Raw genomic sequence first — 13694 nt, forward strand, 5'->3', positions numbered from 1 at the left:
CTGTAACCAATCCATTCCCAATCCTTTGCTCCACTAAATGGTTCAACAGTGTCTAATTGAAATACTCTTCCGTTAATTCCAATAGAACAATATCAACTTCTTCTGCATCGCGAATTTAATATAGGTCAGACGTTCGGAATTGGCCATGCTGATCCGAGCAAACTTTTTGAAATGCTGAAAAAGACATATGAAGTCGAATTTATCGAGCGGAATCAGTTGTGTCAATCGCTTCTATTCTCTAATCGAATGGTATTCCCTCTCCACAATGAAGCAGGAGAAGTGATAGGTTTCGCCGGTCGGACACTGATTGACGAGAAGGTCAAATATGTTAACAGCTCTAATTCCATCGTCTTCCAGAAGTCAAAGTTTTTATAATCTGAAGAAGTGTTTATAGAGGACTGGAGTATGCTACTAAAGAGCTCGCTCCCCTAACACTTAGAAATTACGATCTACACCTTAAAAACCATATTCTCCCGGTTTTTGGTCATATGCGTATGGATCAAATAAAATCACTACATATTGTCACTTTTCTTGATGACCTAAGCAAGCCAGGAGCTCGAAAGGACGGACAAGGTGATGTACTCTCTAGCGGTACCATCGAATATATTTATCGTGTAATCAAGAACCTTTTTAACCGCGCCATGGACTGGCAAATGCTCAAGAAACATCCAATGGAAGGTATAAAAAAGCCGAAAGTAGTTCAACTTGAAATGCATTACTACGATGAGGGTGAAGCGCAGCTTGCAATAGAAGCACTATTCAAAGAACCAGTAATGTGGAGATTATTCTGCATTGGGGTAATATTCGGAGGGTTTCGTCGCGGCGAGCTTATAGGCTTTGAATGGGGGATGCCGGAATGGTTCATGCAAGAAATGAAGGCTTTCCACCATAATTGGAAGGTTGATAAGTTGAAGCTGGTGAGCTTTGGGAAGGGCAAGAACATCAATATGTATTTCAAATTGGATTTGGCCCCTCAATGTCGAGAGGTACATTATTTGCTGTTATTGGTGATACCTGAGAAGCATTTACTATTAAGCTTCTCGGGTATTTTTGTATTCTCTTGTTCTGTTTAATTCAGGCTAGTTATCTCTAGTTTGTTGCCAAAAATGTTGCCAATAATTTAAGACTAGCTTTCGATACATTTGGTAAAATCAATCTTTTTTAGGTTGTAATAATGATGCAACTTAATTTATGCTGATTTGTTAGTGGAGTCGTCTTCGATAGTTTCAGCTTGGCTGTTTATCTGATTAATTTCTTCAACTTTATTAATTAAAATCTTGGCTAAGTTGTCTATCAAAGATAACTTCTCCCTGTAATAAATTTCGTTATATTTTAACTCATCACCATGAATAACATGGCTTGTCCACCTATATGTATCATTAATTACAGTTACAATGTTTGTATCTAATATATTGTCATGGTTCAATAATCCAACCATCCTGTTTACACTATAGAATTTTCTATCTTCTTTGGTAACCAAATTAAATAAATTGGTTATTAGTTTTTCCAAAATATATCTTTTCTTAAATGTTTCAATGACTAGATATTCATTACTAGTAAACCTATCTAAACTGATTTCATTCTCGCCATTAAATGTAGTTAAATTATTCAAAACAACATTTGTATTTAAGTTAATTTCATTTTCATTTATATTATTTAGATTATTTTTCTTTTTATTTAACTTTATTGTTTTCGTAGAAATAGACTTTAAAGTTCTTGCAATTAAAATCACCGCTGTAACGCATGATGTTAAAATTACAACCACAAATAGAAAACTAGTTAAATTATTTTGATTCCCTTCAATTTTAGTAATTAAAACAGGGACTATTAATGTAAGTATCGAAGTGAAAATAGTAGTAATTAAAGAAAAATTACTTGAGGTCTTGGTAGGAATTTCTGTGTTTTCCGCTGATTCGTTGTAGTGTAATGAATTAATTATTTCCTCTATTTCAAAAAGTAACTTAGGTCTAATTTCATCACTAATATGCTCATTTTCATAAACCTTTGCATAAACCATTTTTATTAATTCTTCTTTAGTATATTTAAATTCACAATTTTTGAGATACATGAACCCATCCAACATAAAATTTAGATTGATTTGAGAGAGTGATAATTTTTTGTTGACACAATTTCGAATAATCAAATTTACAATTTCTTCAGTCAATCTTATTGTTTCCTTATCCACTTGTTTACGTTGTCTAAATTCCTGATACAGAAAAAACAGAATACCTAAAATCAATGAAACTATTGCAATAGAAATATTAAATTCTGATGACAACAATAACTTGTAGAATTTTTCCCACATATAACGCACCCACTATATAATTTTTTAAAATCTTACTTTAAGTTAATTATTTCCGTTAATATCCATTATACATTATTTTTATTTAGATACGGTGGGATGCCTAGTATTGTTCTATGACCCATTTAAAATAAATTCTTCGAACTGTTTAATATTATTATCTAATTTCAATTCAAATATATCGTTTAAGCTATCCATCGCTATTAGAAGACACATTATTGCAGTCTTATGCTTTTTTAATTCAAATATTTGCGGTCCATTTTCAAACATAGTTATGTTGCCTTGTTCATCAGTGACAACATATGCTTCAAGTGACCTAACTGTCGTATGAACATCTTCACTTAAATTTCTGTATGCAGTTTGATAAAAAGTTTGCATATTTGCACGCCTTGCAATCTCTTCTGTACTCATATCCTTATAACCATTTCTTTCTATTTCTTCTTCCAATTCTTTTTTCTGTTCCACTGATATTTGCGAATGTATCGTACTAAATGACTTTTTATCGTTAAGGATAACATTCATTAGTTTGAATCGTTTCCAATTCTCTGTTAAGATAAATTCCTCTACAAAGTTTTCGCTTTCTACTATTGCTTTTAATGGGAATGTAACTTCAAGTAATGCCCTTGTAAGGATAGCACATTCGATGCCTAAGCCTTTTTTACTAAGTAAAACAATCGCTTGAAAACAATTTGTTACTTTGATGAATAATGTAGCCGCTAATATTCCCTTTATATTATCAGGATATATTTTAACTCTATCTTTCATTGTCATAGCAAACTAATTCATTTCATCTATTTTGGTGTACAATGCTTTATTTACTTCAATAAATGGATTCATTATGGAGTCAATTTGACTTCCTAAAAAGCCAACTTCATCAAAATCAATTTCCATTTCTAATCCTCCATACTTTCTTCATAGTGACATTGCTGTCCAAATAATCTTTTAATTATTGTTACCTAGTTCATAGCTTTTCTATAAACAGAAATACCTTTTTTCACCAATTGAATAAGTTCACCTTTTTGATGACTTTCATCTAATTGCTTATATAATTGATTAGAATCTATTTTTATAAACTCATCAGTATTTAGTATTTTCTTTAAGTTTTCATTGAAATTACGTTGTTCATTATAAAAATCACTATGTTTTCCTAGTTGTTCTAAAATAAACAATACCGTTATCTCTCTATCCTCTTTTATTCCAACCAATTCAAAATAAATATCATCGCATGAGCTATTTGGGTCAAATTTAGAAATTGTTTTTTCAATATTGATTACATGAACTTCTAAACTTTTTATGGTTATTAATTGAGTAGTTAATAATATTTGTAAGTTCTCTGATAACAACGCATTTATTAATTTTAACGCCAAACTAGCATCTTTTGAATGAATATATGGGGTTATTAACGTCGGGGTATTAATTATTTGTACATTCCCGTCCAGTGACAATGAATAGAAATTAGTTCTTGTGTCCTTCAGCAAAAAAACAGGGTGCATTTTAGTTATTATCACTTTGTATATTACAAGCCCAAAAAAAGAATAAAGAACATACACTTCTCCATCTCTTTGATAAGTAATTGAAAATGAATGGGAACCTAGAAATAAACTTTCTTTTAATTGTATATACAAATTTAAATCTGTAACTATTTCGACTACATTAAAATTTGGTTTGATACCATTTACAATATAATCTATAGTTTGTTTAAAAGAAGTAATCATGTCGTTTATATTATTTTCTTTGCAATACCACTCAAAAGCAATTTTTGCTACCATTCGAAGCATTTGCTCTGATTTGAATAAGTCTGTTTTCAATATAGTTGCATTCATGAAAATTTGATTGTTATCTATTTCTGTAATTGTACCTTTTTTGAATTTCATCTTTTTTAATTTTTCCATTGGTCCTAATATATGTTTTATCCCATTAAATTTCGCACTAATAATATTTTTTTTATAAAATTGCTCCTTTGTACTAATTTTTGCAGGAAACGACTTGTCATCAATTTCAATTACAGCATCAAATACAATTGGGTTTCCTATTCTTGTATTAATCCCTAAAATGTTTCTTAAAAAGTTTAATTCATTTATTACGTAGCTTTCGGCATCAATATTAATTTTTTGATTGTGAAAGGAGCATACATTTCCATTAAGTATTTTTTTATTTGTTAATCCAGATGGAATAATATCAGATTTAGTTAAATTATCTTCTTTTCCGCAATATATACATTTAGTATTTCCCATAGAGGTAAAACACCTTCCAGATTTAATTAATACCCACCGTCTACTAAATAACACTTTTTCCCATTTTATCATATTTTTTTGTTATCCACATCACTTTCCAATAAGGGTGAGCGGCAGAAGTTCAAGTTTTTAAAACAAGTCACATCAAATCATCAAATATTTCCTATCCAGATTTTATGCGGTCTAGCCGAGTATTACAGTTGAACCCTAAAACGAAGTATGCCTTATACTTTTTGATATAAACACTGCCCCTACCATATGCTTTCAATACCACCTTTAAGCTCTCGTTTCAATTGAATTGGTTCAGCCCTTAGTCCTAATCCAAAAATCCTATTAGCCTCGCATATGAGCTCCCAGAGGTATAACCCAACCATTCATGGCTACTAGAAATAGAATGCATCCTATCGTTAAGCTATCGCAAAGGGCATTGATTATAACCAGTTCTTAAGTACATAGGTTGTAATCTATCGCTATCGCTTTTCAAACATAAGAAGCAGACTTGAACACAATATTTAAAGTAGATTAAAAAAAATAAGACCACCTTTGGTTAAGGCGGTCATTTCGTTATGTAACTATCGTTACCCGTTAGTTTAGAAATCAATACCAATTATAGAGTCCAATATTCTACGCTAGGGTTTAAACTTAACCCGATATTCCCTTCTTTTTCCCAGTTATAGTCAAGATAGCCCTCTTTGTCTAAAAAATAGACCTCCTCTTTATAAAACTCAATAATTGTTTCTAAAAATTTTTCAGGTGTTCGATACATTACCTTCAACTCACCTTCATCATGTAACAACACACAGATACAACTTTCTTCTTCCTTTATTTTGACCCAACAAATATAGTCGCTGGAGTAATTGACCAAGAGTGGAAGCGCCAATACTCTTTCTACCTCATTGGCTATTAAATTATCCAGTATTTTTTGCTCCTCAAGAATTTCATCAATATGAATAAGTCTATAACCAGGAATAAAATCCATTAGCCTTTGATCCTTTATTCCCCTGCAAGTCCCTTGAACGCTACTATAAATGACTTCAAATAAACTCGGAACTTCTAAAGTTAACTGAATAATATGTGACCAATTCTCTTTAGCCTTACCTAAACTCTTTCGATAATTTGGTCGCTGTGATTCAGACAATTCAAGGAACTTATTAAAAAGATCGTATAACATCCAAATCCCTCCAGTTATGTACCCATAAACATAACATGTTTATTCGTTATGAAGATACTCAGTTCCTCTGAGGGCTGGTCGATTAGCGTAACCTGCCCGTTAGTTCAATAAAGAAGTTAAAACCAACAAAAACATTAATAGACATTAGTGGTCAACTAATCAAACAAGAGCAGGATTAACCTGCCCTATTGTCCAACTTGATTCATAAATCTATCTTTAAATCCTTTAGCTTGTTAACCTTTGGGAATACTATTGGTTCAATCATATTTTTACGGTTAAGAAGTGTTTTAGCTGAATACAACTCTTTTAATACTGAATCTCCATAGGTTTCACTTATCTTTTTAAACCCTAATATCGTTTCCGCACTACTAATGCTTTTTTGTTGTTTAAGCCATTCAAGGTTTAATTCATTATCTATGTTATGGAAGGTTATTCCTTCCAGTATTGGCTTGGTTATGTGTTCAAAAAATTCTCTTGTTAATAGTTCAATTGCTTTTTTCTTTGGTGAGAATTTCTTTATATCCGCTGTAGAAGGGCTAATTTCAAGTCTTAGAATGCCTTCTGCCTGTTTTATTATTTCGTCTGATTCTTTGGTTTTTACGCATTGTTTCATTTTGTCATAGAACATAATCCTACTACTCTTATTTTCAAAGATTACTGTTTCATTATGATTATAGACATTCGTGTTTTTGTATGGCATTTTCCGTTTTGCCAGTTGCATAATATAGTCGCTTACGTTGGTTCCTACTTGAAAATTCCAACTAACGTCTAATCTGCTTGTAATTGTCCAATCAGCAGGTACTACATTTATATGTAGTAAGGTTAATAAATGGTTGTTAAGTTTCGTAAAGAAATCAGATATATCGTTTTGAGCAACCATTTTTATGTTGTTTCCGAACAAGAACTTTGGAATTGACACTTGTAATGTCAATATTCGACTATTGGTATAATAAACTAGGTAGGGTATCTTTTCGTCCTTCAACTTATAGACAGTGTTAAGTTCACCCGTAACTCTATCAAAGTATGTTGTATCTTCTACCTTATCAACTAGTTTTTCAAATATAGAATCCTCAATGTAAATATTATTAGCCTTCAATTTGATAGTATCGAACAAACACTGCATACCCCTCTTTCTTTATACTTGATATTAGTAGCGGAAAAATTATTCTCTTCTTTTAGCATGTTATAAGAATCACTCATCCTGCCACTTACCGTGAACTATCAACTTGGATATATCTGGGTTCCCCTTTTTAATTTTGCTAGTCATCCCAACACTTTGCAGAATCACAAGCGTTCCATCTTTCAGAAAGAATGGGCAATTAATTTGTACTTTTGATATATCAATGTCATTCTCTTCAAGGAATTTATGAACATCCCAATTTACATTTTCACGAGCCTCCTCGTACTTAATTTTGAAATAATCTAATAGTTCCAAGCAATCTTTATACTCAGCACTTTCTTGTGGAATCATCTCCATCAGGGCATATGCTTCTTCTTTGAATATTTCAATGAGTGAAGGCAGACCAATTTCTAGCCCCTTATCATAAAGGAATTTTCTGTGTTTTAACACATCTTCAAACCTTAGATAGTTAAATTGAACATCAGTATAAATGCCATTCGAAGCCTTTAATGTAAAACAAATTTCATCTACATTTCTTGTAATTTCAACTATATCAGGAAAATAAAAGTCAATTTTTGTGTTTTCCATATTATGTGGCTCGCCTTTATAGCATACACGAAGGTTTTTTTCCCTGTTATCAGCTCTAAAGTGATTCAAGTGGTCAACTTGTATATTGCTGTCAGTAACTCCCATTATGAGTCTATGCATACTTAACGTCTTCTTTTTACCCTCAATATACACATCTGCAATTGCATACCCTTGACCATTGTCAAAGATGCTTTTTTATCATATCTTCATTATAAGAATCAATCAAAGCAAATTTCCCTGCATCCTTTCCTCTAAAATATACATATGCAACTTTTCCATCAATCTGTATTTGGTTAGATTCCCTTTTTCTTGGCATATACTTTCCTCCGTTACGAGATAAAAAATCCCTAATTTAACATCCTTACTTCCCTTCTAACCAATTAAGAAAAACGTCTTTTGCAACTAAAATTCTCTTTCCAACCCTCGTACAATAAAACTCACCCGAATTTACGAGTTGGTATGCTTGTGGTCGTCCAATTCCCAATATTTCCCGAATATTCTTAACATTCAAGACAGATGGATAGTCTGCTTTACTTAAATATGTCGCCATTTCTATCACCTCCCTTCAAGCAACCTGTTCTTAGATTGCCCAAATTTCCTTACCTAAAATTGTACTTTTTAAGAATGTTATTCAATTCACTAAAAAACTCATAATGATATGAAGAGTCTATTAATGCATTTTTTTCTACCCATTTTGTTTGGTCAACATCATAAAATTCCATTAAAAAGTACACTAGATCATTAATAATAGCCGCTTTCTTACCTTCTTTCATTGCCATAAGGCTTATGAAGTTTGAAATATATCTATGGTACTTTACGATTTCTTTTTCATAATCATGCTCTTGTCCGTTAGATAAATCAGTTGTAAATTTTTTCAATTGTGTGTTTAAAGATTCGATTCTTTCTAGAAGGAACAGTTCACGTTCAAGATTTTCAAGTTCACTTGAATCGCTATACTTAAATTGTTTTGATGCTTGTATAAGAGTTCTCCAATTTCTTATTCCGTTGTATTCTTTCCCATCAAGCATCTCATTCACTTTTTCTTTGAATTTAATCTTTAACTTTAATTTTTGAACTTCAGTTAGCTCATTATTAATCAATGCAGGATCAATCTCAAAGAAATCAGACAACTCCTTTAATCGTTTGTTAGGTACATGGCTTCTTAATTTTACCCAATCATTAATTGTTTTAGGACTAATTCCAAGTTCTTCAGCTACATCTTTGTAATTGATTGTCAATAAATCAACTATATATTCCAATCCAATACCGTTCATAATGCAATCCACCTCACATTTAATTTATCATCTAAAATCAATATACCACAAAAACAGATTATCTGTAAAGATTGAAACTTATTATCTTGAAAAATCATCAAAATCAAGCTTAACATAGGTATAAAACACATTTATATCATACGAATTGACACAGACTATTAAGTATATTAATATTAAATAGACAGATAATCTGTAAGTCAAATTCAGGAGGATTGGTAGATATGCCAGTATTAAAAGACGAAAAAGCCAAAAAAAACCCGTGGTTCTATGTAATAGAATTAGGAAAAGATGAAAATGGGAAAAGGAAGAATAAGAAAAAACGTGGATTCAAAACAAAGAAGGAAGCTGAAAAGGCACTAGTGGAAGCTCAAAGTGCTTTGAATAGAGGGGAATATATGGAGCCTTCTAAGATACTCTATAAAGAATATCTGACTCAGTGGTTGATTGAGAAACAGAATACAATAAAAAGACAATCGGCAAAAACTACCGAACAAATTATTAGAACACATGTAATTCCTTCAATTGGAAACATCCAACTTTGCAATCTAAATTCTTTACATATTCAAAAATTCATCAATGAGCTACATAAAAAGGGCTTAGCAGATGGGACTATTAAACGAATCTTTAATGTGGTCAATACATCTTTAAACAAAGCTGAAAAGATGAAACTCGTTCAGAAGAACGTTGCATCTGCAATTGATAAACCAAAAGTGAGCCACAAAGAAATGAAGGCTTGGGACGTAAACGAAGTACAACCATTCCTAGACTTAGCTCGTAGTAGCAGATATTACATTGCTTTTCATCTTGCAATTATGACTGGGATGAGACAAGGTGAGATTTTGGGGTTAAGGTGGCAAGATGTTGATTTGGAGGGTTCTATACTACGTATTACGCAAACACTGAGCCATGATGGTAAGGAGTTCGTACAGGGAGCAAAGACAGCCTCAGGCGTTCGCACCATTGCCTTATCACCTGAAACCATATCTGCGTTAAAGAAACACCGTTCTATGACCTCTCAGGAGCGTTTGCAATTGGGGGAAATGTATCAAGACAGTGGTTTGGTCGTATGCACTTCAAAGGGTACAAAAATGCTTCCTAGAAGTCTGAGTACCGTCTGGGCTTCATTATTAGAGAAATCAGGACTTTCCAAAATTCGTTTTCATGATTTGAGACATACTCATGCTACATTGATGCTTAAGATGGGTATTCATGTAAAAGTGGTTTCGGAACGCTTGGGACATTCTTCTGTGCAAATCACACTCGATAGATATTCTCACGTCTTGCCTAACATGCAAGAAGATGCGGCAAATGGTCTTGGTCAAATGATTTTTAAGGCTCCAAATGCGCTTTAGTATAGTAAAGGTTGCCAAAATGTTGCCAAATTGGTTTAGTGAGAGAAAAACAAGTATAAGTGGAACGCTAATAGAAAAAGAAAAAACCCTTAACTAGTAAGGGTTTCCTGCTTATAAAACTGGGATGCGGTCGGAGGGATTTGAACCCTCACGCCTTGTGAGCGCCACCCCCTCAAGATGGTGTGTCTGCCGTTCCACCACGACCGCGAGGTATAAAAGAAACAATGACCCGTAGGGGACTCGAACCCCTGTTACCTCCGTGAAAGGGAGGTGTCTTAACCACTTGACCAACGGGCCACGAATGTCTGTAAGCATTTGCAGCCCATTTAACGACAATTGTTATTATAATAGATTATTTCGTAGATGACAAGCACAAAATCTGGAATACTCAACGACAAATATGGTATGCTGAGACCAATTCAACATACTCGAGTTGCTGGTCACTCATGCTAATTTATGAATCTACCCATGGCACGGTCCATGAGGCAGCAGAACGAGTTCCCAGGCCGAGCGAGATCGCTTGGATACGAATGGAGAACCCTGCTCCTGATGATGTAGAGCACGTCCTAGGGGACTTATTCAAGTGCCACCCTCTCCTCATTGAGGACGCCATTAAGCTGAATCAACGACCAAAGATGGATACCTATAAGGATCATATATTCCTTACCTTCTTCGCCATCTCCGATCAGCTTGAACCTCGAGAAATAGGGATCGTGATCGGATCTAACTTTGTGATAACCGTATACAAGAACAAGCTCCCCTTCATCGATCAACTTTACCAAACATGCCAAGAGGTCCCAGAGCGGTTAAGTCATCCAGGAACTATTCTTCATGGGATACTCGATCGCTGTGTCGATGATTATTCTGTCGTTGCGGATCATTTTGATGAACGCCTGAACAGTATGGAACAGGCCGTGTACCGTAACCCTAGGATTCGCATTGCGCAGGATATTTTCCAGCTCAAAAGATCCATGCATCAGCTGCGCCGTGTCATCGTGGAAGAAAGAATCACCCTTTCCGCCATCGCGCACTACTCCTTCCCCTACACACGTAAAGAAGATGATGTGTATTTCATGGATATTATGGACCACATTTCACGAATCGTGGATTCTTTTGACATCTTTCGAGAATCGTTAACCGGACTCCTCGAGCTCCAAATGAGTATGAAGTCCGACCGGATGAATGAAATTATGAAGACTTTAACGATTTTTAGTACGATCTTTCTCCCCCTAACTTTTGTCTTATCTATATGTCTGGATCCTAATGATCATAGTTAGCGGTATCATGTGGTACTACTTTAAGCGTAAGCATTGGTTTTAAGCACCATGTACAAAAAATAAGCCCAACGGCATGAACGCCATTGAGCTTATTTCCAGCTAATTTCAAATACGGAGAGAGAGGGATTCGAACCCTCGCACCGCTAACGCAGTCTAACCCCTTAGCAGAGGGTCCCCTTATAGCCACTTGGGTATCTCTCCAGAAGATATGGCTCCCCGAACAGGACTCGAACCTGTGACAACTCGATTAACAGTCGAGTGCTCTACCAACTGAGCTATCAGGGAATGGAACAAGCTTTATTTTATTATGAAGGCGTTAGTAAGTCAAGTGTATACGATTTCAATTTCCCCTTACATTTTCCACATGCGTATTTACGGACATCCATTTTTCGCTTGCGATAGTATTCGGTTTTGCAGTTGACGCATTCCAGCCTGTATTTAAAAGACTGCTTTTGGGAAGCACGCGGCAGCGAACGACAGAACCGGGTACCTCCGACTTGCGCCAGCAAGGTTTTGAAATCATGATCCCGATGCTGGTAGCCCCGCTTTAATATATGCAAATGATAATGACAAAGTTCGTGCTTAATGATTTTCTCAATTTCATCTCGGCCAAACGTTTCCCACTGCATCCAACTAATTTCGATATCATGGGATTTCGTAAAATAGCGCCCGCCCGTTGACCTTAATCTCCGGTTAAATCGCGCTTGATGTACAAACGGCCTACCAAACGATGCCATAGAGATCTGCTCGATCCATTGCTGCAGCTCCCGATCCTCCATTCCCATACGCTCCTTTGACAAGTTCTCTCTTGAATTTGTACCGTATGTACGGCTATACTGTCAAGTAGAAAAGAAGATCGAAAGCTCTACATAGAAAGGATCTGAACAACCCCATGCCACAAATGAGATATGCCATTCTTAAGCTTGAACAGCAATTGGAATTCGTAGAAATGCCCTCTTCCTATTCGTATCAATTGACAGCTCTAAATCAAAGATTGCACAAAGAATTAGACAAATTAACCGCTGACCATGTCCCTCAGCTTCCTCGCGTCATTGCAGAATGTGATGACTTGGAATTGATCGGCACAGCGCATACCCTCATTCAAGGCCTTGATTACATCAATCATCTGGAAAAAACCTTCGCTGGCATTCAGGAGAAAACGTATCCGCTTATCTCTTTGCTGACCGAAATCCGCGCGCTTCAAGCTCAGCTGGAACAGTGGTATGAAGAGGAATTTGAAGGTTAAGGCTAAGATGTTAAAACCCGCGCTCCGGCAAAAATGCCAAGCTAAAAAGTAAAGCAAACCAAAAGGACCTGCACCGAGCAGAGTGAACCTTCATATGCTATTATTACATGGCGAAGAAGGGGATGGGCATATGCCGCAATGGCTCTGTAATCAATTAATGCGGGCCTTCCAGAACAAAAACCGCAGACAAATCCGATTGCTGAATGATAGCTGGTACTTTTACCGCACCCGCCGCTCACAAGAGGAGTGGCCTGACACCCAATCGACGGACGGACCGGGCAAGCGTAAATTTTGATAAAAGAGCTAGTACTTGTGTGAAGCAGGTGCTGGCTTTTTTGCTATAACAATTCACAAAACAAAGATACATAAAAGTAAACATTTGTTAAAAAAGGGTTGCATATTTGAAATGTGCCCTCTATACTGTAAATAAATGTAATACTTGTATGGAGTGAAGCACACTCGATCCTGCAGAATGGTTCTGCGGTTCGGTGTGCTTTTTCGTATTAATAAAAAGGGGAGTCGGTAGAGTGCACCTTAAAACACGAAGTTGGTTAAGAAAAATGCGAGAACTTGGTTGGAGTCGGCAAGGATTTGGCGGTTGGATAAGTGGGTCTGAATGGATTGCTCAGCGCGGTTTAAGACAAGATCAGATTGATCTCATCCTGAAAGATGTAAGGCAGAAAGAAGTAAGACTGAAAGATGTAAGACAGAATTATTTCGTTCAAGAGCGACGAAAGTTTTTGCAGGATAAGAAACATTCGGTTCATGGAAGCAATGTCTATTTGATGCAGCCGAAGCAGTCCTCTAGTACAAAACCTTCTTCGTCCTTGGCCAATTTAGAAGCGGACTTGTGGGAATTAAGGAAGCAGCTTGTCGTTCAAATAGCCAAGCGTTGTAATGGCAAAGTACGACTACAGGATGTCGCTTTCGAATGTAATGTAAATATTCGTATCGCTGCTGAATGGCTGAAACGCTTTGCGCTGGAGGGAATGCTCTCCGTTGTCGCTGGTCAACGGAATGTCGTGGTTTACTCAGTGAAGGATGTGAGGCAAGCTCAGAAATGATCTCTCCTTTCGCAAAAAGATGTAGTACTTGTTGGAGAGGATGATGTGGAGAGCCAATAAGCTGAT

17 protein-coding genes and 4 tRNA genes are annotated in these 13694 nt (G+C 35.5%); 7 read left to right on the plus strand and 14 right to left on the minus strand.

All coding sequences use genetic code 11. From position 1 onward, the window contains the following. Positions 1–120 precede the first annotated feature (120 nt). Together BLT91_RS07285 and xerC are read left to right on the plus strand one after the other, a co-directional pair. Positions 121–375, plus strand: a complete 255-nt coding sequence (locus tag BLT91_RS07285) for a hypothetical protein (RefSeq protein WP_302847480.1) — start codon at positions 121–123, stop codon at positions 373–375. Positions 376–398: 23 nt separating this feature from the next. After that, positions 399–1073, plus strand: a complete 675-nt coding sequence (gene xerC / locus BLT91_RS07290) for a site-specific integrase (RefSeq protein ID WP_090818773.1) — start codon at positions 399–401, stop codon at positions 1071–1073. Positions 1074–1189: 116 nt separating this feature from the next. Here the strand turns inward: xerC and BLT91_RS07295 are convergent, their stop codons facing one another. The 9 genes from BLT91_RS07295 to BLT91_RS07330 form a co-directional block, all read right to left on the minus strand. After that, positions 1190–2278, minus strand: a complete 1089-nt coding sequence (locus tag BLT91_RS07295; protein ID WP_217635187.1) for a hypothetical protein — start codon at positions 2276–2278, stop codon at positions 1190–1192. Between the two features lie 138 nt (positions 2279–2416). Continuing rightward, entirely contained in the window at positions 2417–3067 is a 651-nt protein-coding gene (locus BLT91_RS07300; RefSeq protein WP_175532137.1) for a DUF5677 domain-containing protein, read from the minus strand. Between the two features lie 191 nt (positions 3068–3258). Further along, positions 3259–4536: a hypothetical protein gene (locus BLT91_RS07305; protein ID WP_090818781.1), complete on the minus strand. Its 1278-nt coding sequence runs from the start codon at positions 4534–4536 to the stop codon at positions 3259–3261. A 607-nt stretch (positions 4537–5143) separates the two neighbouring features. Then, entirely contained in the window at positions 5144–5707 is a 564-nt protein-coding gene (locus tag BLT91_RS07310; RefSeq protein WP_090818784.1) for a hypothetical protein, read from the minus strand. A gap of 202 nt (positions 5708–5909) precedes the next feature. Then, the gene (locus BLT91_RS07315) at positions 5910–6821 is read right to left on the minus strand and encodes a hypothetical protein (protein WP_090818788.1); all 912 of its coding nucleotides are present in this window, start codon (positions 6819–6821) and stop codon (positions 5910–5912) included. Between the two features lie 78 nt (positions 6822–6899). Next, positions 6900–7520, minus strand: a complete 621-nt coding sequence (locus BLT91_RS07320) for a hypothetical protein (protein ID WP_175532138.1) — start codon at positions 7518–7520, stop codon at positions 6900–6902. A gap of 76 nt (positions 7521–7596) precedes the next feature. Further along, positions 7597–7731 carry a hypothetical protein gene (locus BLT91_RS33480; RefSeq protein ID WP_302847468.1) on the minus strand — a complete coding sequence of 45 codons (135 nt, stop codon included), beginning with the start codon at positions 7729–7731 and terminating at the stop codon, positions 7597–7599. Between the two features lie 45 nt (positions 7732–7776). Continuing rightward, a complete protein-coding gene (locus tag BLT91_RS07325) occupies positions 7777–7965 on the minus strand; it encodes a helix-turn-helix domain-containing protein (protein ID WP_090818794.1) in 189 nt (62 codons plus the stop codon). 49 nt (positions 7966–8014) lie between these two features. Beyond that, a complete protein-coding gene (locus BLT91_RS07330; protein ID WP_090818797.1) occupies positions 8015–8689 on the minus strand; it encodes a helix-turn-helix domain-containing protein in 675 nt (224 codons plus the stop codon). A gap of 221 nt (positions 8690–8910) precedes the next feature. Here BLT91_RS07330 and BLT91_RS07335 point away from each other — a divergent pair, with 221 nt between their 5' ends. After that, entirely contained in the window at positions 8911–10041 is a 1131-nt protein-coding gene (locus BLT91_RS07335) for a tyrosine-type recombinase/integrase (protein ID WP_090818801.1), read from the plus strand. A gap of 125 nt (positions 10042–10166) precedes the next feature. Here BLT91_RS07335 and BLT91_RS07340 read toward each other — a convergent pair. Both BLT91_RS07340 and BLT91_RS07345 read right to left on the minus strand, forming a co-directional pair. Continuing rightward, positions 10167–10248 (minus strand) — tRNA-Leu (locus tag BLT91_RS07340). 18 nt (positions 10249–10266) lie between these two features. Then, positions 10267–10338, minus strand: a tRNA-Glu gene (locus BLT91_RS07345). A gap of 149 nt (positions 10339–10487) precedes the next feature. Between BLT91_RS07345 and BLT91_RS07350 the strand changes: the two genes are divergently transcribed. Beyond that, positions 10488–11318 (plus strand): magnesium transporter CorA family protein, encoded by an 831-nt coding sequence (locus tag BLT91_RS07350; RefSeq protein ID WP_090818804.1) that lies wholly within the window; start codon positions 10488–10490, stop codon positions 11316–11318. A 112-nt stretch (positions 11319–11430) separates the two neighbouring features. On the opposite strand, the gene BLT91_RS07355 is transcribed toward BLT91_RS07350, so the two are convergent. From BLT91_RS07355 to BLT91_RS07365, 3 genes are all read right to left on the minus strand, one after another. Further along, a tRNA-Ser gene (locus BLT91_RS07355) sits at positions 11431–11519 on the minus strand. A gap of 8 nt (positions 11520–11527) precedes the next feature. Next, positions 11528–11603 (minus strand) — tRNA-Asn (locus BLT91_RS07360). 20 nt (positions 11604–11623) lie between these two features. Further along, positions 11624–12097 (minus strand): SprT family protein, encoded by a 474-nt coding sequence (locus BLT91_RS07365; protein ID WP_090818807.1) that lies wholly within the window; start codon positions 12095–12097, stop codon positions 11624–11626. A gap of 113 nt (positions 12098–12210) precedes the next feature. On the opposite strand from BLT91_RS07365, the gene BLT91_RS07370 reads away from it, so the two are divergent. The 3 genes from BLT91_RS07370 (at position 12211) to BLT91_RS07380 (ending at position 13628) form a co-directional block, all read left to right on the plus strand. Further along, on the plus strand, positions 12211–12564 hold the full coding sequence (locus tag BLT91_RS07370; RefSeq protein ID WP_090818810.1) for a hydrolase/acyltransferase: 354 nt from the start codon (positions 12211–12213) through the stop codon (positions 12562–12564). Positions 12565–12694: 130 nt separating this feature from the next. Next, positions 12695–12859: a cortex morphogenetic protein CmpA gene (gene cmpA, locus BLT91_RS07375; protein ID WP_090818813.1), complete on the plus strand. Its 165-nt coding sequence runs from the start codon at positions 12695–12697 to the stop codon at positions 12857–12859. A 232-nt stretch (positions 12860–13091) separates the two neighbouring features. Further along, complete coding sequence (locus tag BLT91_RS07380) at positions 13092–13628, plus strand: hypothetical protein (protein WP_090818816.1); 537 nt, start codon at positions 13092–13094, stop codon at positions 13626–13628. Positions 13629–13694 lie beyond the last annotated feature (66 nt).

The organism is Paenibacillus sp. yr247 (assembly GCF_900103825.1).
Classification (GTDB): domain Bacteria; phylum Bacillota; class Bacilli; order Paenibacillales; family NBRC-103111; genus Paenibacillus_E.

What these genes read in the sequence shown, in the direction of transcription:
- BLT91_RS33480 (WP_302847468.1), bottom strand. Translation starts at nt 7,731, where the DNA reads ATGCCAAGAAAAAGGGAATCTAACCAAATACAGATTGATGGAAAAGTT.
- cmpA (WP_090818813.1), top strand. Translation starts at nt 12,695, where the DNA reads ATGCCGCAATGGCTCTGTAATCAATTAATGCGGGCCTTCCAGAACAAA.
- BLT91_RS07365 (WP_090818807.1), bottom strand. Translation starts at nt 12,097, where the DNA reads ATGGAGGATCGGGAGCTGCAGCAATGGATCGAGCAGATCTCTATGGCA.
- BLT91_RS07320 (WP_175532138.1), bottom strand. Translation starts at nt 7,520, where the DNA reads ATGGGAGTTACTGACAGCAATATACAAGTTGACCACTTGAATCACTTT.
- BLT91_RS07335 (WP_090818801.1), top strand. Translation starts at nt 8,911, where the DNA reads ATGCCAGTATTAAAAGACGAAAAAGCCAAAAAAAACCCGTGGTTCTAT.
- BLT91_RS07370 (WP_090818810.1), top strand. Translation starts at nt 12,211, where the DNA reads ATGCCACAAATGAGATATGCCATTCTTAAGCTTGAACAGCAATTGGAA.
- BLT91_RS07305 (WP_090818781.1), bottom strand. Translation starts at nt 4,536, where the DNA reads ATGGGAAATACTAAATGTATATATTGCGGAAAAGAAGATAATTTAACT.
- BLT91_RS07310 (WP_090818784.1), bottom strand. Translation starts at nt 5,707, where the DNA reads ATGTTATACGATCTTTTTAATAAGTTCCTTGAATTGTCTGAATCACAG.
- BLT91_RS07325 (WP_090818794.1), bottom strand. Translation starts at nt 7,965, where the DNA reads ATGGCGACATATTTAAGTAAAGCAGACTATCCATCTGTCTTGAATGTT.
- BLT91_RS07330 (WP_090818797.1), bottom strand. Translation starts at nt 8,689, where the DNA reads ATGAACGGTATTGGATTGGAATATATAGTTGATTTATTGACAATCAAT.
- BLT91_RS07300 (WP_175532137.1), bottom strand. Translation starts at nt 3,067, where the DNA reads ATGAAAGATAGAGTTAAAATATATCCTGATAATATAAAGGGAATATTA.
- BLT91_RS07350 (WP_090818804.1), top strand. Translation starts at nt 10,488, where the DNA reads ATGCTAATTTATGAATCTACCCATGGCACGGTCCATGAGGCAGCAGAA.